This is a genomic window from Colwellia sp. MEBiC06753 (assembly GCF_053470325.1).
Genome location: NZ_JBQMTM010000002.1, coordinates 32,316 through 50,969, shown reverse-complemented (window position 1 = coordinate 50,969; position 18,654 = coordinate 32,316). Strand labels below are relative to the sequence as shown.

At 40.4% G+C, this 18,654-nt stretch carries 18 protein-coding genes; 14 read left to right on the top strand and 4 right to left on the bottom strand.

The genetic code is table 11. The annotated features are described in order from the left end of the window. Positions 1 to 6 precede the first annotated feature (6 nt). The 5 genes from ACOB82_RS02095 (at position 7) to ACOB82_RS02075 (ending at position 2,759) form a co-directional block, all read left to right on the top strand. Positions 7 to 699, top strand: a complete 693-nt coding sequence (locus ACOB82_RS02095; RefSeq protein ID WP_448211286.1) for a PspA/IM30 family protein — start codon at positions 7 to 9, stop codon at positions 697 to 699. A 135-nt stretch (positions 700 to 834) separates the two neighbouring features. Then, positions 835 to 1,473, top strand: a complete 639-nt coding sequence (locus ACOB82_RS02090) for a hypothetical protein (protein WP_448211285.1) — start codon at positions 835 to 837, stop codon at positions 1,471 to 1,473. A 14-nt stretch (positions 1,474 to 1,487) separates the two neighbouring features. Further along, positions 1,488 to 1,808 (top strand): hypothetical protein, encoded by a 321-nt coding sequence (locus ACOB82_RS02085; RefSeq protein ID WP_448211284.1) that lies wholly within the window; start codon positions 1,488 to 1,490, stop codon positions 1,806 to 1,808. A 46-nt stretch (positions 1,809 to 1,854) separates the two neighbouring features. Beyond that, positions 1,855 to 2,322 (top strand): ion channel, encoded by a 468-nt coding sequence (locus ACOB82_RS02080; protein ID WP_448211283.1) that lies wholly within the window; start codon positions 1,855 to 1,857, stop codon positions 2,320 to 2,322. A 176-nt stretch (positions 2,323 to 2,498) separates the two neighbouring features. Then, on the top strand, positions 2,499 to 2,759 hold the full coding sequence (locus ACOB82_RS02075) for an Lpp/OprI family alanine-zipper lipoprotein (RefSeq protein WP_448211282.1): 261 nt from the start codon (positions 2,499 to 2,501) through the stop codon (positions 2,757 to 2,759). A 49-nt stretch (positions 2,760 to 2,808) separates the two neighbouring features. Here the strand turns inward: ACOB82_RS02075 and ACOB82_RS02070 are convergent, their stop codons facing one another. Beyond that, the gene (locus ACOB82_RS02070) at positions 2,809 to 3,723 is read right to left on the bottom strand and encodes a L,D-transpeptidase family protein (protein ID WP_448211281.1); all 915 of its coding nucleotides are present in this window, start codon (positions 3,721 to 3,723) and stop codon (positions 2,809 to 2,811) included. Continuing rightward, entirely contained in the window at positions 3,720 to 5,273 is a 1,554-nt protein-coding gene (locus ACOB82_RS02065) for a CYTH domain-containing protein (protein WP_448211280.1), read from the bottom strand. The genes ACOB82_RS02070 and ACOB82_RS02065 overlap by 4 nt, the downstream gene beginning before the upstream one ends. Before the next feature lie 210 nt (positions 5,274 to 5,483). Between ACOB82_RS02065 and ACOB82_RS02060 the strand changes: the two genes are divergently transcribed. The 4 genes from ACOB82_RS02060 to ACOB82_RS02045 all read left to right on the top strand — a co-directional run bounded on the left by ACOB82_RS02060 (position 5,484) and on the right by ACOB82_RS02045 (position 9,307). Further along, positions 5,484 to 6,083 carry a TIGR04211 family SH3 domain-containing protein gene (locus ACOB82_RS02060; RefSeq protein WP_448211279.1) on the top strand — a complete coding sequence of 200 codons (600 nt, stop codon included), beginning with the start codon at positions 5,484 to 5,486 and terminating at the stop codon, positions 6,081 to 6,083. Between the two features lie 109 nt (positions 6,084 to 6,192). Continuing rightward, the gene (locus ACOB82_RS02055; protein WP_448211278.1) at positions 6,193 to 7,254 is read left to right on the top strand and encodes a CDP-glycerol glycerophosphotransferase family protein; all 1,062 of its coding nucleotides are present in this window, start codon (positions 6,193 to 6,195) and stop codon (positions 7,252 to 7,254) included. An 82-nt stretch (positions 7,255 to 7,336) separates the two neighbouring features. Then, positions 7,337 to 7,756 (top strand): adenylyltransferase/cytidyltransferase family protein, encoded by a 420-nt coding sequence (locus tag ACOB82_RS02050; protein WP_448211277.1) that lies wholly within the window; start codon positions 7,337 to 7,339, stop codon positions 7,754 to 7,756. A 6-nt stretch (positions 7,757 to 7,762) separates the two neighbouring features. Beyond that, on the top strand, positions 7,763 to 9,307 hold the full coding sequence (locus ACOB82_RS02045) for a capsule assembly Wzi family protein (RefSeq protein ID WP_448211276.1): 1,545 nt from the start codon (positions 7,763 to 7,765) through the stop codon (positions 9,305 to 9,307). A 67-nt stretch (positions 9,308 to 9,374) separates the two neighbouring features. On the opposite strand, the gene ACOB82_RS02040 is transcribed toward ACOB82_RS02045, so the two are convergent. Next, positions 9,375 to 10,403: a CDP-glycerol glycerophosphotransferase family protein gene (locus ACOB82_RS02040; protein WP_448211275.1), complete on the bottom strand. Its 1,029-nt coding sequence runs from the start codon at positions 10,401 to 10,403 to the stop codon at positions 9,375 to 9,377. 481 nt (positions 10,404 to 10,884) lie between these two features. On the opposite strand from ACOB82_RS02040, the gene leuA reads away from it, so the two are divergent. From leuA to ACOB82_RS02015, 5 genes are all read left to right on the top strand, one after another. After that, complete coding sequence (gene leuA / locus ACOB82_RS02035; protein WP_448211274.1) at positions 10,885 to 12,447, top strand: 2-isopropylmalate synthase; 1,563 nt, start codon at positions 10,885 to 10,887, stop codon at positions 12,445 to 12,447. A 9-nt stretch (positions 12,448 to 12,456) separates the two neighbouring features. After that, the gene (gene leuB, locus ACOB82_RS02030; protein ID WP_448211273.1) at positions 12,457 to 13,545 is read left to right on the top strand and encodes a 3-isopropylmalate dehydrogenase; all 1,089 of its coding nucleotides are present in this window, start codon (positions 12,457 to 12,459) and stop codon (positions 13,543 to 13,545) included. 3 nt (positions 13,546 to 13,548) lie between these two features. Continuing rightward, positions 13,549 to 14,964: a 3-isopropylmalate dehydratase large subunit gene (gene leuC, locus ACOB82_RS02025; protein ID WP_448211272.1), complete on the top strand. Its 1,416-nt coding sequence runs from the start codon at positions 13,549 to 13,551 to the stop codon at positions 14,962 to 14,964. Between the two features lie 14 nt (positions 14,965 to 14,978). Further along, entirely contained in the window at positions 14,979 to 15,575 is a 597-nt protein-coding gene (leuD, locus tag ACOB82_RS02020; RefSeq protein WP_448211271.1) for a 3-isopropylmalate dehydratase small subunit, read from the top strand. A gap of 68 nt (positions 15,576 to 15,643) precedes the next feature. Continuing rightward, a complete protein-coding gene (locus tag ACOB82_RS02015; protein ID WP_448211270.1) occupies positions 15,644 to 16,876 on the top strand; it encodes an HD-GYP domain-containing protein in 1,233 nt (410 codons plus the stop codon). A gap of 32 nt (positions 16,877 to 16,908) precedes the next feature. Here ACOB82_RS02015 and ACOB82_RS02010 read toward each other — a convergent pair whose 3' ends face one another. Next, a complete protein-coding gene (locus tag ACOB82_RS02010) occupies positions 16,909 to 18,510 on the bottom strand; it encodes an AAA family ATPase (protein WP_448211269.1) in 1,602 nt (533 codons plus the stop codon). Positions 18,511 to 18,654: the final 144 nt, after the last annotated feature.

The following is an 18,654-nucleotide window of genomic DNA, read 5'->3' as shown; positions in this document are numbered from 1 at the left end:
TAATTTATGAGTATTTTTAAGAAAATTATGACAGCAATCCGTGGTGGTGCAACTGAAGTAGGCGAAGCCATAGTTGATGCCAACGGTACCCGTATTTTTGAACAAGAAATTCGTGATGCTGAGCATCATTTAACCAAAGCCAAGCGTGATTTGACTAATGTTATGGCGCAGCAAATGGCAGCAAGCCGAGATGTTGAACGCTTACAGCGCGAAATTACCGAACATGAAGGTTACGCAGGCCAAGCCCTTGATAAAGGTGACGAATCACTAGCTTTGGCGGTTGCAGAAAAAATAGCGAGCTTAGAAACTGAATTAGCATCACAGCAACAAGCATTAGCTAGCTTTGAAACTAACGCCACTCGTTTAAAAGAGTTAGTGCGTAAAAGCGAGCGTCAAATTCAGGAACATAAACGTCAATTATCTATGGTAAAAACTACTGAAAGCGTGCAAAAAGCGACTTCAGCAATTACCGATAATTTCTCGTCTAGCAACTCTAAGCTATTAAATGCTAAAGACTCATTAGAGCGCATTAAGGCTAAGCAACAGCGCTTTGACGATCAAATGAAAGCTGCTGAAGTCTTAGAAGCTGAAACTGGTGATAGCTCGTTAGAAGCGCAATTAAAAGCCGCTGGTATTGGCGCGGCTGATAACAGCGCTAATTCAGTGTTAGATAGAATTAAAGCAAAACAAAAAGCCTAGGTTTAAAAACTTAGGCCCAAGGCATAAGCTAAAAAACAGGCTTAGTAGCTAAATTGTCGAGTTGGCTGATATTATTAGCCACTCGACATTTGTCATAATAAAACGATTAGTTTTGCTATTTTAAGTAGATTCAACATGAGCTTTATAAAAAAACTATTTGGTAAAGAGCAAAAGCAACGTGCAGTTAATCAAGTTAATGAACTGCAACTTAATGACATGATAGTGCTATCCGACAGCTTTGGCCTTCCCGAGCTCCTAAGAGATCAGCAATTTCAAATTACCGCTATCAACAGTTATGAATTTGAACACCACACTCAAACCGAATGGGTGTTAACTGGCCAAAGCAATTTAGAATTATTTTTATCGTTAGAGGTAGACGATAAAACCTATCTGAAATTTTCATTAAAAATTACTAGAGATGACGTTGAAACCTTATTTGACCTCGAGCAATTTGCCACTATCTTCAATGAACCTGGGCATGCCGAATTAACGCGTTTAGCTGATAATAGCCTTACTTCAGGTTGGAGTGATGAAGCTTATCAACAACAAGCATTTGCTCAAGTTGGTTATTTTCATCGTAAAGATAACCGCTCTGCGCAACTAAGCGCTTATCAAGGGCAAGATGCTGGCGAGCAGTTTGAACTTTATACCCTTTATAATTCGGATGGGTCAAAAGGCATTGATATTGAAGTATGGCAAGATGGCGATACTGATGTATTTTTAACCTTGTTTAGAGCCACCAGCGATATTGTTGATATGTACCCTGGCAGTTAACGTGGAATAAGTTAATGAGCAGAAAAATACCTGAAAAATGGCAATCCTCAGTTAAAGCAATCAAAGCGGTGCAAGTCGCGTTTGATTTAGATGAAAAATTTCAAATGGCCATACGCCGCGAAGCATTAGAAGCAGGTTTAAGTCCATCTGATCAAATTCGCACCATATTAGGCCTTCCCACCAGTAAACGCCCCAAACGACCACGATTAACGGTTAGTTTATCTGCGACCGACTATGAATTATTAGCTGAAAAATATAATCTTGCTCCTGAACAGCAACTGGAAATTAAAAAGAAACTTATGGAAGATTTGCTCTCGTATGTTGAATCAAACTAAACACGATAGCGCTTGCATTTATCATAAGTAAGTAGAGTATTTTTTTATGACACTAATTAGATCGATAGTTGAAAAATCTAGCTTTTATAATATTGACGAATATGGGGTAAAAAACTATCACCTAGGAGTCATCAGCTTATTTGCCGTAGCTGTCTTTATTCTGCTAACACTTACCCTTGGTTATGTAACTTATCTAGCCGAATACGGCATTGAAGGTGCGACTATCGCCAATTATGGCGACGCGTTATGGCTCATGTTAATGGCTTCATCTACTATCGGCTTTGGTGGTGAGCTGCCTATTACGTTTATTGGTCGTGCAACCGTATTTATCATGTTTGTATTAGGTGTTGGCATTCTAGGCTCATTAGGGGGGCTTTTTGCACAAAAGGCCTTTGGCTTTTCTGATACCAATATTAAAAATCGCGAACTTAGACGACAAAATCAAGAAATTCTCGACAAGGTTAATCTACTTGAAGCCAAGATAGATCAGTTAATTCAATCAAAACAAGAATAGCTCTGTAAAAAGACACCAAGCATTTAAGCTAAAACCTTTCACATAACATCTGTGAGTTAATGCCTTTAATATAAAGCCTTTGATATAAAACAAGGTTATGTTAACAAGAAGTTGCAGCTATTGATTGCTGTGCCATACTTACCCAGAACGGTTACAAAAATGGGAAAGGATCAATCATGAAAACAACAATAATTTTAGCTTCTTTGGCTTTAGCGACATTAGGCGGTTGTGCCAGCAACGACCAAATGACCAGTAAAATTGATAGCTTGAGCTCTCAAGTGCAAGGTTTATCGCAGCAAGTTAGTGAACTAAAAGCTCAGCAAGATAAAAACACCAAAGCTATTGAAGAAGCTAAAATGAGTGCTAAACATGCTGCTATGATGGCTGAAAAAACCGATGAGCGGGTAGATAATATGGTCGCATCATTTAAAAAGTAGTAACTAAATAAACACTAAATTTTTTAAATACTTTTAAATTTTGTTGCGGTTAAGGTGATTGCACTTTTGATTGAGGTGCTTGCACCTTAAGAACGAGTCCTGAGGCCTGCTCGAAATCTTTATGGTGCACATCTTTGACTGCTTCACCAACAAAGTTAACTAGCCTTCGCCAGCCCTCTTCTACCTGCTGTTCCTTTGTCGGCGAAGATAATGGTTGGTGCACTTCAAATAATTTTAATCCTGGGCGTTCGTAAGACATTTTTACCGGCTGATCAATTATTTTAACCTGAGTGTTTAACGGCACATTGTCGTACAACCATTTTATATCGCCATCATACATGCGAATACAACCAGCACTGGCACGAGTGCCTATGCCAAAACGCTGGTTAGTACCATGAATTAGGTATTGGCTAGTGCCTAAGCGCATAGCATATTTACCGAATGGGTTCGAAGGCCCTGGCGGCACCTCATCTGCTAACACTATGCCTTTTTCCGCTAAATAGCGTGCTTTCATGTCTTGGGTTGGGCGCCAGATAGGATCTTCACGCTTTTCACCAATATAACTTAAGGTTTTAGGTGTGGGTAACTCCTCGGTGCCAACACCTACCGGAAAGACATGCACTAAGCTTTTTTCAGGTTGAAAATAATAAAGCCTTAATTCGGGCAAATTGATAACAATACCTTTGCGCTCACCGAAAGGTAATAGCATTTGTGTTGGAATGTTAATTTTTTCAACTTGATCAGTTAAAAATGGATCGACACCTGGGTTGGCAGCCATTAACGCGAGAAAGCCGACATCATACTGTTCAGCCAATTGCTGAAAGTACTCCCCCCTAGTGACTTTATGAGTCGTAGGCTGACCAATTAATCGTTGCTTAGCTGCGGGCAACGGATAGGTAATTGCCATCAAATTTGAGGTAAATAATAAGCAACAAACGAAATATAGACTAGGGTTTATTTTCATTGCCAATAGGGCTCTATAGTAGAAGCGGCTTGATATGAGTGCTCAATGGCAAGCAGCAAGTTATCTATTTTATTATGCAACCAATTTTCTAGTTTTGTCGCTCGTTCTTCCAGTGCTTCCAACTGCTTTTGCAACAGGATCAAGGTTGATAGCTCTTCTATCCCTTGAAACACATCAATCCAAGTTCGGCGGTAATTCTCTCTATAAGTGACATCAAACAAGCTACCATACCAACTTCCGGTATTTAAACTTTGATATAAATGATGTTGCATCACTATATAATCTAGCGCTGATAGCGTTTTTTTATCCGCACAAATTTTGGTTAACGCGTTTAGGCTTTGTGTTAGTTTTTGACTGGCAAAAGTTGAGACTAATCTAACTTCTTGCGACGGCTTTACTAACGGTGACAACACAAACTTCAGTAAAACTAATTGCAAGTGATTAATAACGGGAGCGGTTAATAATTGCCTAATTTTTATTTCATCTGGAAATTGGCTACGGGCCAACTTTAATGTAGATATTAACTGTTTACTGTATTCCAGTTTATTTCGATAGCGACCTGATTTAACTATCAAATCATTAATATGAATAGCATTTTCTAGCCAACTTAAACTTTCAATTGCTGCTTTGGTAAGTTGTTTAAATTCCGCAAGTTGTTCATCATCAATTAATGCTTCATGCAGTAATAAACCATGCTGAATAAATAATATTGCTTCATAAACTTGGCGAACATCAGCCAGTTCTTGACTAATCAATGCGTGCTTGATTGCATATTGGAGCTGGGTAAGTCCGTACCCCACTCCTTTCACTAATGCCTGCGCTACCGTATCTTCTGGCTCTAAAGATAAAATTAAATGAGTTTGAGCGCTGCGGCTAATCTCATTTTGCTCGATTTCTTGTTCTGAACCTTGCTTTGACCCTTGCTCTGGGCCTTGCCCTAAATTGTGCCAAAGTCGATAACCACGTGCGGCTTTACTGTCGGTGCCAGCGGCTAAATTAAAGTGGCTAAATAACAGCTCGGCGAAACTAAATAGTGCATTACGTTTACCGGAAACAAGTTCTAACTCTATTTCATTAATAGTAACTAGTCGCTCTCCTGAACAAATTTGGCCCTGATCATAGGCCACTTCAATCTCACCTTCATCAAGTGAAATCAACCATGTATGGCGAGTAAAGTCTGTTGTAAAAAGAGGAACTAAAGAAGATGCTAATGTGTTGAGCTCGAGACCTTCAGGCCAAATATCACTTGGAAATAACGATAAATTAGGTTGAGACTGGGCAATGGCGACATTATATTCGGGGCGTTGATGCAGACCGCCTAAAGTTACTCCAGCTGTTTTAATTGTTTGCTCTGTATAGTCATCCGCCTTTCTAACGCGTAGACCAAAATCCAGCGCGCGTAATTGATTATCAGGCGTATCAAAGTAGGTGTTTGTTAAACAGCGAGATTTCTGTTTAAAAGCTATGTTGTGTTGATTAAGCAATCCAGATAATTTTTCGACTATATTTGGATCGTCAACTAGGTATTTGAGCTCTATTTCTGTCGACATCTATACGAATAGGTAAGTTTGCGTGAAAATACCTAAATTAAAAACCAGAAAAACAGATTACAAAAGCAGCTATTAACAAGCAAGTCATTTTATCCTGATTGCAAATTAGCAATTCTTTTAGATTTTCCCTGAGACTCACTTGCGCTAAAGACGACAAAGCCCTAATATCGAAAGCATTATTTTCTACACAGGCTTTCAATCGGTTATCTCATGGGGAAATTTACGCAACTTGTTGCATTCATCGCTTTAGCTTTTTCGTTTAACTCTTTTGCGCAAGAAGATACGTCTAATTACAAAGACGGATTCATTTCAGATGAACTTTTCATCTACATGCACTCTGGCGCCGGCAGCAATTACCGAATTGTTGGTAGTATTAATGCTGGTACGCAAGTCCAACTTACTGGTAATGCTGAAAATGGCTACACAGAAATTATCGATGATAAAGATCGTGTTGCTTGGGTTGAAGATAAGTTTGTTTCAGAAAAGCCAGGTTTACGTTTTGTCGTTGCTGAACTTAATGGCCAGTTGGCAACCACCAATGAACGCGAAGAAAATTTTAAAGCTCAAATTGATCAAACCAGCATCCAGCTAAAAAATGCTAAAGAACAAATAACCAAGTTAAGCAACACAGTTGCTCAGCTAGAAGGTGAACTGAAAAGCACTCAATCAAAATTAAGTACTCAAGATTTAGATGTTAAAAAAGAATGGTTTTTTAACGGCGCTATTGTTTTAGGTATTGGCTTGTTGTTTGGACTGATCTTACCTCGACTATCGCTCAGACGTAAGTCGTCAATGGACAGCTGGAAATAACATCAAATAAAGCTCCTTTTAGGGGCTTTTTTTTATGATGTGCTTTGCGCTATTACAACAAGATTATGTTAGTATACGCCACTTTTTAATGACATCTGAGGCACAGTGAATGCGGGTTATTTTCGATGTATTGCACTTATATTACCTTCCGCAATATTTACCGGTTTATCACGAGTTACGCTCGAGAAACTGTCAAGCAGACTTTGTTTTTTACCACAGTGAACATGACAGTATTATTAACGGCATCATCGAGCAAGAGCAATTATCCGCCCATTGGGTGACCAACCAACAACAAGCCACAGAATATTATAAAAACGAACGTGCTGACTGGGTTGTTTTTGCTAATGCCTACCCTCACCTCGACGAAGTACATCAGTTTAGTAAATCAGTGCAATTAGGTCACGGTATTGGCCCAAAAGCCAGTTACTATACTAAATCTGACACAGCAACTACCGTGCGCTTTGTTGAAGGCGCGTATCGCACTGCGCGCTTTAATGAAATGTACCCAAACGACAACTTTGTTGATGTTGGCTTTGCTAAACTTGACCCTATCATCAATGGTCAAGAAGCTGGTTTTGATTTAGCCCGTTTAGGTCTCTCACCTGAAAAGCCAACGATTGTTTATGCGCCGACATTTTATCCAAGCAGCATTGAGTGCTTCCCGAAAAATTGGCCGGCTGAATTTAACGATTTTAATATTTTAATTAAGCCCCATTATTTTTCGTTGAGTAAAGAGAAGTATAAAAAACAACAGCAATTACTTAGCCATTGGTCAAATTTTGACAATGTCTACTTGGCTCAGGTTGAAGATTATTCATTAGTACCATTCTTAGCAACAGCCGATATTTTAGTGAGCGATGCGTCTTCTGCATTGTTTGAATTTGCTGCCTTAAACAAACCGGTAATTTGGTGTGATTTTCTAAAACTGCGTTGGAGTTATCGCGGAATTTTCCACTATCGCTTTAAAAAACGTATGGACCAAGATTATGGCGAGTACGCCGATATTGCGGTACATGCCAAGAAATATCAGGATCTGCGTTCACTTATTGTCAGTCATCATCAACACCCAGAGCAATTAGCACCAGTGCGTTTAGCCTTTAGTGAGAAACTCGCGGGTAAACTAGATGGCAAAGCAAGTAGCCGTATCGTTGATTATCTACTCAGCCACTAATGACTGTGTTAAACTTGCGCCACTTTAACGGTCTTCCTACCTTTGTGTTAATTGAATTAGTGTTAATTGAAATAGGTGAATAATGAAAAAAATTGGTTATACCACTGGTGTTTTCGATATGTTCCATATTGGTCACTTAAACGTGTTAAAACGCGCTAAATTGGAATGTGATTATCTAATTGTTGGTGTAACCAGTGACGAATTGTCGATGGCAGCAAAAAATAAAAAGCCGATTATTCCTTTTAATGAGCGCATGGAAATCGTTGAAGCAATTAAATTTGTTGACGAAGTTATTCCGCAAACAAGCTACGATAAAATGGAGGCTTGGAATAACCTAAAATTCGACCGCATGTTCGTTGGTGACGACTGGAAAGGCACAGAAAAATGGCAAAAAATCGAACAAGAATTTGCTGAACTTGGTGTTGAAATTCTTTATTTTCCATACACTACGCACACTTCAAGCACCATTCTTCGTAAAGCATTAGGTGACCTAGTCAAATAATAAACCATGTCTCAACTTACATTAAAATCAGTTGCCGCAAAGGCGCTCATTACATGCGCCATCGCATTTAACATTACGACTCATGCTAACCCTTGGGTAGATACCAGTGATATATTTTTACGCGAAAGCATTGAGTACTTAGCCGATCAAAATATCATTACTACGCCAACGACAACGTTCCCACTGATGTGGCATGACATTGCGGTAGACTTAGACAATGTGCCGAGTAATTTACTTACTGGCCCAACGCTTGATGCCTATATTTATGTACGTCATCAGTTGAAACTGGCAAAACGCAGTAATAAGCGCATAGAGCTTAATGCAGCCAATAAAGATGCAAGATTCACCAGCTTTGGCGATCATTATCGCGATGCCAATAACCTACAAATTCATACCAATTTTATTAGTGATAACTTCGCCGTTAAATTTTCACCACGCTTTAACACCTCCCCAAGAGATGGTGACAAAATTAGTTATGATGAAAGCTACATTGCCACCTATTTAGGCAACTGGGTATTATCAGTTGGCATGCAAAGTCGTTGGTGGGGACCTGCGTGGGATACCAGCTTAAGCTTAACTAATAACGCTAGACCTATGCCAGCGGTTGCGATTTCAAGAAAGTCGGCATTCCCATTTACTATTCCATTTACTGAATACGAAGTGCCGTGGACTGTTACCACATTTATGGCACAAATGGATGATGATCGCGTTGTGAAAGATACCTTGCTGTGGGGCTTTCGACTAAACTTCAAACCCCTACCTAGCCTTGAAGTAGGTATTTCTCGATTAGCACAATGGGCTGGCGAAGGTAGACCTGATGATTTAGGCACCTTTTGGGACGTACTATTAGGTTTGGATAACTGTGGCGGCAATGGTCCAACAATCGAGCAATGTGCCAACGGTGAGGAGCCTGGCAACCAATTAGCCGGCTATGATTTCCGCTGGTCAACCGCCATTCTTGAACAACCTTTTGCTTTATACTTCACCTCTTTTGCCGAAGACGGTAACCGTAGAGGTGGCTTTAAAATGCTAGGCGAACAACGTTATCAAGCGGGCATTGATACTCACGCCTCGATACTTAAACGCAACTGGCGGTTATTTATTGAATGGACAGACACCTACGCAAAATGCCGTGATGGTGTTAATGGCGATGGTACATCGAATATCGGCGATTGTTATTATGAGCATCATATCTACAAAACAGGTATGCGTTACAATGGTAAAACCGTTGCTAGCTTATATGACAATGATGCGGTATCTGTGGTATTAGGGGCAATCTCGCAGGTTCAAAACAATTTAGCTTATCAAGTTAAATTTCGCTGGTTGCAGCTAAATAAAGATAATAGCGATAGAGCACCAGATAACCCTATTATTGGTAATCCTCTAACTTCTACTCCAGAAGATATGTTAATGCTTTCAGGCAAAGCGCAATACAATTACAAGCAATGGCGTTTTACTTTAGGCGGCTCTGCCAGTCGCTCAGAATACAACCCAGGAATAGACTCAGACAGCGACTTTACCATTTTTGGTAGTGTTGAATACAACTTATAATTTCATCGGTAATATTCAGCGGTATTAGCACCACTAACTTTGTATAAGTGGTGCTAATACATACACGCTAAAACTTCCAATAGTTAAACTTATAACGCATTTTTAACTTGCGCCAAATATTAAGTGGCTTAGCTTTTTTGGCCACATTAACACCACTTAACAACTCATCTACTGCCGCTAACACACGCTGCCCTGACTTGCCATCAGTATATGGATGGGTTTCTTGTTTAAACTGCTCTATATGCGCCATCAACTCAGGTGGCTTGCTTAGCGCTAATTCAATGTGCTCCTCTAATAATTCAGGCTGTTCAAAGTCGAGTAAATAGGGCTGTGGTTTTGCCGTTTTAAACGTCACTACCGGTTTTGATAGCAATAAGAACATCGCCATAACCGAAGAGGTATCACAAACCATTACATCGGCTTGTTGCAGCAATGGAATGACATTATCAGTTTCAATAAACTGTAAATATTGATGTTGAATACTTTTGTACTGTTCAACAATTTGCTTATCCATTTTTGGATGAAATTGTACCAACCAGCGCCAGTTCCCTTGTTCACTCAGCTTTTTCACTTGTTCAAACAAATGGGGCGCACAAGTTAAGTTTTTTGAAAATGTAGAGCAAAGCAATACAACAGGCTTGTCATTCACCGCAGGTGGAGCAGCAAAAAGCGTATCAATCGCTGGCCAGCCAGTTTCTTTAACACTAAAGTATTGATGTTTCTCAGCTAATGCGGAAAATGGCCCAGTGGTATTTGGCCCTTGAGTGCAATATAAGTCAAAGCAATCACGAATTTTAAAATGACCACCTTCACGCTTTTGCACATTAAACCCATGAAACACCTGCACTTTTATACCGGGTATAAAATCTGGCACCATATTTCCTGGCACAAAAACAGCGTCTGGCTTATAGGCAACAACATCATCAAGAGTAGTTAGTCGTTGTTCATCTGCTGCAAAAAAATCAAGGTTAACTTGGTCGCCATTAACAAACCATTTAACTTCATCGCCACGCGCTTTTGCTGCCTGCTGAATTGGTCGAAGGATAGTGAAAGAATAATCCAGTGCAATATAAAGTAGAATACGTCTTTGGCTCATAGATGATATTGGATAAAGACAAATACAGGCTGGCAATCCTATCATAAGGTTGGAAGTTCTCACAGTCTTACAAGCCCGGCTTTATACGCCAATTTGCCAAATACAGAACAAATACAGAACAAATACAAACCTAGCAAATTCACTTTTACTAAATTTAGTGTTGACAAGGCTTAGATAATTACGTTACTAATATTGCCAACCTAATTTATCTATAGTGTTCGTTTAAAGTTCTTTAAATAGATTCAATTAAGCCGTAGATAAAGACAGAAAATAAAACCAGAATAACTGAGAGTTTTACAAACAACATGACTATCGCCACTAAGCGTATTATTACTTTACTCCTCCTCGCATTAACTTTGCGCGGACGATCTGTTGTTGTTTGAATATAAAGAATAACCAAGAAACCCGCGCTATTAATCGCGGGTTTTTTTATGCTCGCATTCTTAGCAAAAAATTAGTTTAAAGCGAACAGGATAGAATGATGGACGACAAGGTAATTATATTTGATACGACATTGCGCGATGGTGAACAAGCGTTAACCGCAAGCTTATCTGTACACGAAAAATTGCAAATAGCACAAGCAATTGAACGCTTAGGTGTTGATATCATTGAAGCGGGGTTTCCGGTTTCATCGCCTGGCGATTTTAATTCTGTTCAGCAAATTGCCAAAACCGTTAAAAATTCGATTGTCTGTGGTTTATCACGTGCTGTCGAAGCGGATATCAAAGCTTGTGCCGATGCCTTAAGTGTTGCCGATCAATTCCGCATCCATACCTTTATTTCAACATCTGATGTTCATGTTCAGCAAAAATTACGTAAAGATTTTGCTGATGTTGAAGCCATGGCGGTACACGCGATTAAATATGCCCGCCAATTTACCAACGATGTTGAATTTTCCTGTGAAGACGCTGGCCGCACGCCAATTGATAATTTATGTCGTATGGTCGAACAAGCAATTAAAGCGGGTGCCACTACCATTAATATTCCTGATACCGTCGGCTATACCTTACCTCACGAATTTGGCGGCATTATTACTAACTTATTTAATCGCGTACCTAATATCGACCAAGCAGTTATTTCAGTACATTGTCACAACGACTTAGGCTTAGCGGTTGCGAACTCTGTTGCTGCGGTACAAGCAGGCGCTCGACAAATTGAGTGCACAATCAATGGCATTGGCGAGCGCGCAGGTAACTGTTCATTAGAAGAAGTGGCGATGATCATGAAAACCCGCGCCGATTTATTAGGAGTTAAATCAGGCATCAATCATCAAGAAATTGCCAAAACCTCTAAATTAGTCAGCCATTTATGTAATATGCCTGTGCAACCGAACAAAGCGATTGTCGGTAGCAATGCCTTTAGCCATTCTTCAGGTATTCACCAAGACGGTATGTTAAAAGCAAGCAACACTTATGAAATTATGACGCCAGAAAGTGTGGGTATCAGTAAAACCAAATTAAACTTAACTTCCCGCAGTGGCCGCCATGTTATTAAGCACAGAATGGAAAGCTTGGGCTATCAAGAAAGCGATTACGACTTAAATACTTTATACCAAGACTTCTTAAAATTAGCCGACAAAAAAGGCCAAGTATTTGATGATGATTTAGAAGCCCTATTGTTCAACATTCAACAACAAGACAGCACAGAGCATTACCAAATCAAAGAATTACATGTGCAATCTGGTAGCAGCGACTTTGCCACTGCTAGCGTTAAATTGTCGATAGGCGAAGATCAACAAATCACTTCAGCCACCGGTAACGGCCCAGTTGATGCGCTTTATCAAGCAATAAAAAAATCAGTGGATATTGATATTGAAGTGGCTGATTACAAAATCTCCAATAAAGGTGAAGGTGAAGACGGCTTAGGTGTCGCCAATATTGTTGTCCATTGGCAGCAACGTAATTTCCACGGCTATGGCATTGCCACCGATATTATTGAAGCCTCTGGGCAAGCTTTAGTTTCAGCGTTGAATGCCATTCACCGAGCACAGCAAATAAAAAATATACGCGAACAACACGCCAATAAAAAAGTTTCAAATAGTTAGGAAGATAACATGTCAAATATTGCAGTATTAGCGGGCGACGGTATTGGCCCTGAGGTGATGCAAGAAGCTAAGAAGGTCTTAGCCGCTGTCGCTGATAAATTTAATTTCCCCCTTAATTTTAATGATTATGATGTTGGCGGTATTGCTATTGATAATCACGGCCATGCGCTACCCGACACAACACTAAAGGGTTGTGAACAGGCTGATGCCATTCTATTTGGTTCAGTTGGCGGGCCAAAGTGGGAAAATTTACCGCCAACAGAGCAACCTGAGCGTTGCGCTTTATTAGGGCTGCGCGGTCATTTCGACTTATTTTGTAATATGCGCCCTGCAACGTTACAGCCGGCATTGGCGTCATTATCAACCTTGCGTAGCGATATTGCTAAATCTGGCTTTGATGTTTTAGTAATGCGCGAATTAACCGGCGACATTTATTTTGGTCAACCGAAAGGCCGTAAAGGTGAAGGTGATGAAGAAACAGGTTTTGATACTATGCTTTATTCGCGTCGTGAAATTGCCCGCATTGCTCACCTTGCATTTCAAGCAGCACAAAAGCGCGACAAAAAAGTCACATCGGTTGATAAAGCCAATGTCCTAGCTACCAGTATTTTATGGCGAGAAGTGGTTGCTGAAGTCGCCAAAGATTATCCAGATGTCAGCTATGAAAATTTATATGTTGATAATGCCGCGATGCAGTTAGTGCGCGATCCCAATCAATTTGATGTCTTGTTATGTCCCAATTTATTTGGCGATATTCTATCGGACATTTGTGCGATGATCACCGGCTCTATGGGCATGCTACCTTCTGCCAGTTTGAACTCTGACGGTTTCGGCTTGTATGAACCCGCAGGCGGCAGTGCGCCAGATATTGCAGGACAAGGTGTTGCTAACCCTATCGCGCAAATATTATCAGCAGCATTAATGCTGAGATACAGTCTAAATCAAGATCAAGCGGCAACCGCTATCGAAACGGCAGTTGCTAAAGCATTAGACAATAATGTGTTAACCGCAGATTTATTACCTGCTGACAAAAAGCACCAAGCCCAATCAACCAAAGCCATTGGCGATTTTATCTGCCAAGCAATTCAGGAGGCATAACTGATGGCAACGACTTTATATGAAAAATTATGGCAAAGCCATGTGGTAGATGCGACGCCAGGCGAAACACCGCTGTTGTATGTCGACCGTCACTTAATTCACGAAGTAACCTCACCTCAGGCCTTTGCAAATCTAGCATTCCATAACCGTCCAGTTAGACGCCCTGATAAAACAATTGCTACCATGGATCACAATATTTCGACTCGCTCTACTGCCATTGATGCAGCGGGTGAAGCGGCGGCTAATCAGTTAAGAACCTTAGAAAAAAACTGTCATGACTTTGGTATTAAGCTTTTTGGCATGGGCCATAAAAACCAAGGTATTGTTCATGTCATGGGGCCAGAGCTTGGCATTACTCAGCCAGGACAAGTGATCGTTTGTGGCGATTCCCATACTGCGACACATGGCGCGTTTGGCGCTTTGGCCTTCGGCATTGGTACCTCCGAAGTTGAACACGTATTAGCAACGCAAACACTGCGCCAAACCAAAGCGAAAACCATGCGTATTGAAGTGCGTGGTCAAGTCAATGTAGGCATTAGTGCCAAAGATATTATCTTAGCCATTATAGGAAAAACCGGCAGTGCTGGCGCAACAGGTTATGTCGTTGAATATTGTGGTGAAGCAATTGAAGCGTTAACCATGGAACAACGTATGACCATTTGTAATATGAGCATAGAATTTGGCGCGAAAGCCGGCATAATTGCGCCAGATGAAACTACGTTCAACTACCTGCAACATAAAGAATACGCGCCTAAATTAGATGACTGGCATGCAGCAGTTGCTTACTGGAAAACACTAAAATCTGATGACGATGCTTCGTTCGATACTGAATTAGTGTTAGAAGGTAAAGACATCAAAGCACAAGTGACTTGGGGCACAACACCAGGTCAAGTGACCTCAGTTGATAATGTTGTGCCGGCACCAGAAGACTTTACTGACCCGGCCGAACAAGACTCTTGCCGCAATGCGTTAAAATACATGGGCTTAACCGCTGGTACTAAAATTACCGAGATTCCAGTAAATAAAGTTTTTATTGGCTCGTGTACGAACTCTCGTATTGAAGACTTACGTGCCGCGGCTAGTGTGGTTAGCCATTTAACTAAGCAAGGTAAAAAAGTCGCTGCAAGTGTAGATGCGATCGTAGTCCCTGGCTCCTACCGCGTACGTGAACAAGCCGAGCAAGAAGGTTTAGCGCAAATATTCAAAGATGCCGGATTTGAATGGCGCTTGCCGGGCTGTTCAATGTGCTTAGGGATGAATGATGACAAGCTAAATGAAGGCGATCGCTGTGCATCAACTTCAAACCGCAACTTTGAAGGTCGTCAAGGCCGTGGTAGTCGCACCCATTTAGTCAGTCCGGAAATGGCCGCAGCAGCAGCTATTGAGGGCCGTTTTGTTGATTTAAGTCAGTTAAATTAAGATAGGAGTTAATCATGGAAAAATTTACCACACATACTGGCTTAGTGGTGCCATTAGATATTGCCAACGTTGATACTGACCAAATCATTCCAAAACAGTTTTTGCAAAAAACCGAGCGCGTGGGTTTTGGTCAACATGCATTTCATGACTGGCGCTACCTAGATGCCGCTGGTACGGAAGAAAACCCTGAATTTGTGTTAAATAAACCACAATATAAAGGAGCGAGTATTTTACTGGCTCGTGAAAATTTTGGCTGCGGTTCAAGTCGTGAACATGCGCCTTGGGCACTTCAGGAGTTTGGCTTTAAAGTAATCATCGCACCAAGCTTTGCTGATATTTTTTATGCGAACTGTATTAATATCGGCATAGTTCCTGTGGTTTTAGCGCCAGATGAAATTAAAGCATTATTTGCTTTGACCAATAAAAGCGAAGTTTCGTTGACTGTTGATTTGCTTAATAATAAAGTCATTACACCAAATGGCTGCTACACTTTCTCATTAGATAAGTTCCATCAATATTGTCTAGAAAATGGTGTAGATAGCGTCGGCTGGACATTAAATAAATTAGATGCCATTCAAGCATATGAAAACCAATTAGCCAGCTGGCGTTAAACGATTACGCTGGTCAATTGATAAGTTGCTCACTTGGCATCGCTAGCTAGTAACAATAGAGCGAAAAAATGCCAAGTGAGCTTTCAGAAAATAACTTCCAAGAAATCGATATCAGCCAGCTAGTGCCTGGCATGTATGTTAAATCCATTTCCTATCAAGATAAGGGCTTTATTTTAAAGTCTGAAGGTTATATTCAAAGTATCGGCAAAGTGATGCAGTTAAAAGAAGCTGGCATCAAAAAAGTCATTGTCGATCCTGCTAAACAAAAAGCAGCAGAAAGTATCGATAAGGTCATGCCGAAAATATCGGCTAGCCCATTGACGCGCTTAAGTAGCATTAGCCGACAAAAAATCGTGCCATTTAACGATGAACTGGCAAAGGCGAAACGTTTGTACAGTGATGCCAAAAACTTACAAACTAAAATTTTCAAGAATATTCAATCATCAAAAGCGATTTCAGCCACAGAGGTTAAAGAAACAACTGATGCTATTGTCAATTCAATCTTCCGTAATCAGGACGCCTTTACCTGCTTAACATCGCTAAGTACCAAAGGCAGTTATTTGATGGAACATTCGATTAACTGTGCAATATTAATGGCAATTTTTGCTAAACATTTAAAGATAGATCGCGAAACTATAGAGCAACTGTCAATCGGCGCGTTTCTGCATGATATTGGTAAAGTTCTACTCCCTAATGAAATTTTAAATAAACCAGACACCTTAGATGATACAGAACAAAAAATTGTACGTTCACATGTCGCGTTAGGTGAGAAAATATTAGAAGACACCCCACATATTTCTCATATCGTCATGAGTATGGTCAAAGAACATCATGAACGCTTAGATGGCAAAGGCTACCCAAAACAATTACAAAGCGCTGATATTTCTAAGTTTGGCAAAATGATGGCTATTGTCGATAGTTACGATGCCATGACCTCAGATCGAGTGTATCAACAAGCGGTTGCACCGATTACTGCGTTTAAAACCCTGATCAAAGAGTCAGAAACTGCTTATGATGAAGGCTTAGTAGAGCAGTTCATTCAATGCATGGGGGTTTATCCGGTCGGTACGCTAGTGCTGCTAAACAGCGGAAAAATAGGCATTATCAGTCAATTAAACCAAAATCGACCAACACAGCCCACGGTTAAAGTATTTTATAACGCGACAATCAATCAAAAAACCATTATTGAAGATATCGATTTGAGTCAGTCTGATTACAAAGACCAAATTGACCGCTGTATCCGCCCTGAAGAATTTAACTTAAATTTAATCAGCTTTTTCAAAACCGCCTTTAGCTATTAACGCTTTGGCTCAATTGCAAATTCGATAGGAAACTACCAACTGGAAAGTGCTGGCAATGAAAATTGCTCATTGTCCATTTCCAGTATCACTGAGTTTTGCATAATTTTGACTAACGTCACATTAGCCGCGATGGTGTCACCTTCGTAGCGCTCGCGACCATTTACCCGAACCCAGCCATTGCCGTCGGTCGCATAAATATGCACTTCAAATTGCATTGCCGGTACTTTGTTTTGAACTCTAGCCGGCATATCTAACAGCGACGGCACTTGCAGCTGTTCAGACAAAGGCTCCGCATCATCCTGCATATCAAGTGGCTCATCACTTTCTTCAACCGCTTGTTGAAGTTTCGCTAGTAGCTCTTGCGAACTACTATCAAGTTGTGAAACATCAAATTCAACTGTTTGGTTTTGTGTCTGGTCGTTAGATTCTAGCTTTAGCTCTGCCCGGTTTTCGTTTGAGGTAGCTAAATTTGTTGCTGCAATATCAGCGTTATTAGCAATTGTCATTTCAGTAATTTGCTCATTACTCTTTTCTTTGCTGATTTCGCTGCTGTTTTCACTAGCTTCTTTAACTGGTTGCACTGCAGTTAATACATTGTCATCAACGCCTGTTTCATCAGTTTTTTTATCATTTTCTGATGTCGTTAAACTCTGCTCTCTATTATCAGCATTTACACTTTGCTCAGCGTTAACAGCGACTATTGTATTTTTTGGCTGCAAATAAGTTTGATGAAGCCAAAACGCTAAAACGATAAATAAGGCTAAATTTGCCACTATGCTAGCCAACACAAATGCTTTAGTTCGCCACCAAGGCGTTAAATGGTATTCACTACCTAGTGCTTGTTCTGAAGCAATTTGCACGGTTTTACGTGTTACAACCGACTCATTATTGCCATAGGCCGTGGCTAAAGCCCGGTCACAAAGTAAATTTATTAGTCGCGGAATGCCTTTGGAAATTTTGTGAATATGGCGAATGGCAGACAGTTTAAATAACGGTCGATAACAGTCGGCCACTGCTAATCGATGCTTAATATACTCCGCTACTTCCGCCTGTGTGAGCGGCAATAAATGATAGCGTGCAGTAATGCGCTGCGCTAACTGACGCAAATCTCTGCGCTGCAACAACTGCTGTAATTCCGGTTGCCCAATAAGCACCACTTGCAATAATTTTTTGGTGTTAGTTTCAAGGTTAGTTAACAACCGAAGCTGCTCTAGCACTTCCGGTTGTAAATGCTGCGCTTCATCAATAATCAATAAGGTATTGATATTAGCCTCTTGATTACTCAATAACTTTTGCTGAATTTTATCGGTCAAATATTTTAGCGTTAGGCCGGTCTTTTTATAACGTACCGCTAATTCATCACAAATTGTCGCCAATAATTCTAGGCAAGAAAGCGTGGGATTAAGAATAAACGCCACTTGGGTATTTTCTGGCAATTGCTCCAATAAACGACGACTTAACGTAGTTTTGCCAGTACCGACTTCACCTGTTAATAATACAAAACCGCCAGTATCACCTAAGCCATAGGTTAAATGAGATAATGCTTCTTTATGACGATCACCTAGAAATAAAAAATCTGGATTGGGTGCTATGGAAAATGGGATATCGCTTAAGCCAAAAAAACTCGTGTACATGGGGTTTATTCGTTACTAACTGACAGACTCAAACTAACCGTTAATGTCTGCTATGTCAAAGAACTCTGCCGCTCTCCCCTATCAAACCACTCTCAGCTAAAAAAGTTTCATGTTAGACTAAGCAGCTATGTGTTTTAAATCTTG

What these genes read in the sequence shown, in the direction of transcription:
- ACOB82_RS02095 (WP_448211286.1), top strand. Translation starts at nt 7, where the DNA reads ATGAGTATTTTTAAGAAAATTATGACAGCAATCCGTGGTGGTGCAACT.
- ACOB82_RS02090 (WP_448211285.1), top strand. Translation starts at nt 835, where the DNA reads ATGAGCTTTATAAAAAAACTATTTGGTAAAGAGCAAAAGCAACGTGCA.
- ACOB82_RS02085 (WP_448211284.1), top strand. Translation starts at nt 1,488, where the DNA reads ATGAGCAGAAAAATACCTGAAAAATGGCAATCCTCAGTTAAAGCAATC.
- ACOB82_RS02080 (WP_448211283.1), top strand. Translation starts at nt 1,855, where the DNA reads ATGACACTAATTAGATCGATAGTTGAAAAATCTAGCTTTTATAATATT.
- ACOB82_RS02075 (WP_448211282.1), top strand. Translation starts at nt 2,499, where the DNA reads ATGAAAACAACAATAATTTTAGCTTCTTTGGCTTTAGCGACATTAGGC.
- ACOB82_RS02070 (WP_448211281.1), bottom strand. Translation starts at nt 3,723, where the DNA reads ATGAAAATAAACCCTAGTCTATATTTCGTTTGTTGCTTATTATTTACC.
- ACOB82_RS02065 (WP_448211280.1), bottom strand. Translation starts at nt 5,273, where the DNA reads ATGTCGACAGAAATAGAGCTCAAATACCTAGTTGACGATCCAAATATA.
- ACOB82_RS02060 (WP_448211279.1), top strand. Translation starts at nt 5,484, where the DNA reads ATGGGGAAATTTACGCAACTTGTTGCATTCATCGCTTTAGCTTTTTCG.
- ACOB82_RS02055 (WP_448211278.1), top strand. Translation starts at nt 6,193, where the DNA reads ATGCGGGTTATTTTCGATGTATTGCACTTATATTACCTTCCGCAATAT.
- ACOB82_RS02050 (WP_448211277.1), top strand. Translation starts at nt 7,337, where the DNA reads ATGAAAAAAATTGGTTATACCACTGGTGTTTTCGATATGTTCCATATT.
- ACOB82_RS02045 (WP_448211276.1), top strand. Translation starts at nt 7,763, where the DNA reads ATGTCTCAACTTACATTAAAATCAGTTGCCGCAAAGGCGCTCATTACA.
- ACOB82_RS02040 (WP_448211275.1), bottom strand. Translation starts at nt 10,403, where the DNA reads ATGAGCCAAAGACGTATTCTACTTTATATTGCACTGGATTATTCTTTC.
- leuA (WP_448211274.1), top strand. Translation starts at nt 10,885, where the DNA reads ATGGACGACAAGGTAATTATATTTGATACGACATTGCGCGATGGTGAA.
- leuB (WP_448211273.1), top strand. Translation starts at nt 12,457, where the DNA reads ATGTCAAATATTGCAGTATTAGCGGGCGACGGTATTGGCCCTGAGGTG.
- leuC (WP_448211272.1), top strand. Translation starts at nt 13,549, where the DNA reads ATGGCAACGACTTTATATGAAAAATTATGGCAAAGCCATGTGGTAGAT.
- leuD (WP_448211271.1), top strand. Translation starts at nt 14,979, where the DNA reads ATGGAAAAATTTACCACACATACTGGCTTAGTGGTGCCATTAGATATT.
- ACOB82_RS02015 (WP_448211270.1), top strand. Translation starts at nt 15,644, where the DNA reads ATGCCAAGTGAGCTTTCAGAAAATAACTTCCAAGAAATCGATATCAGC.
- ACOB82_RS02010 (WP_448211269.1), bottom strand. Translation starts at nt 18,510, where the DNA reads ATGTACACGAGTTTTTTTGGCTTAAGCGATATCCCATTTTCCATAGCA.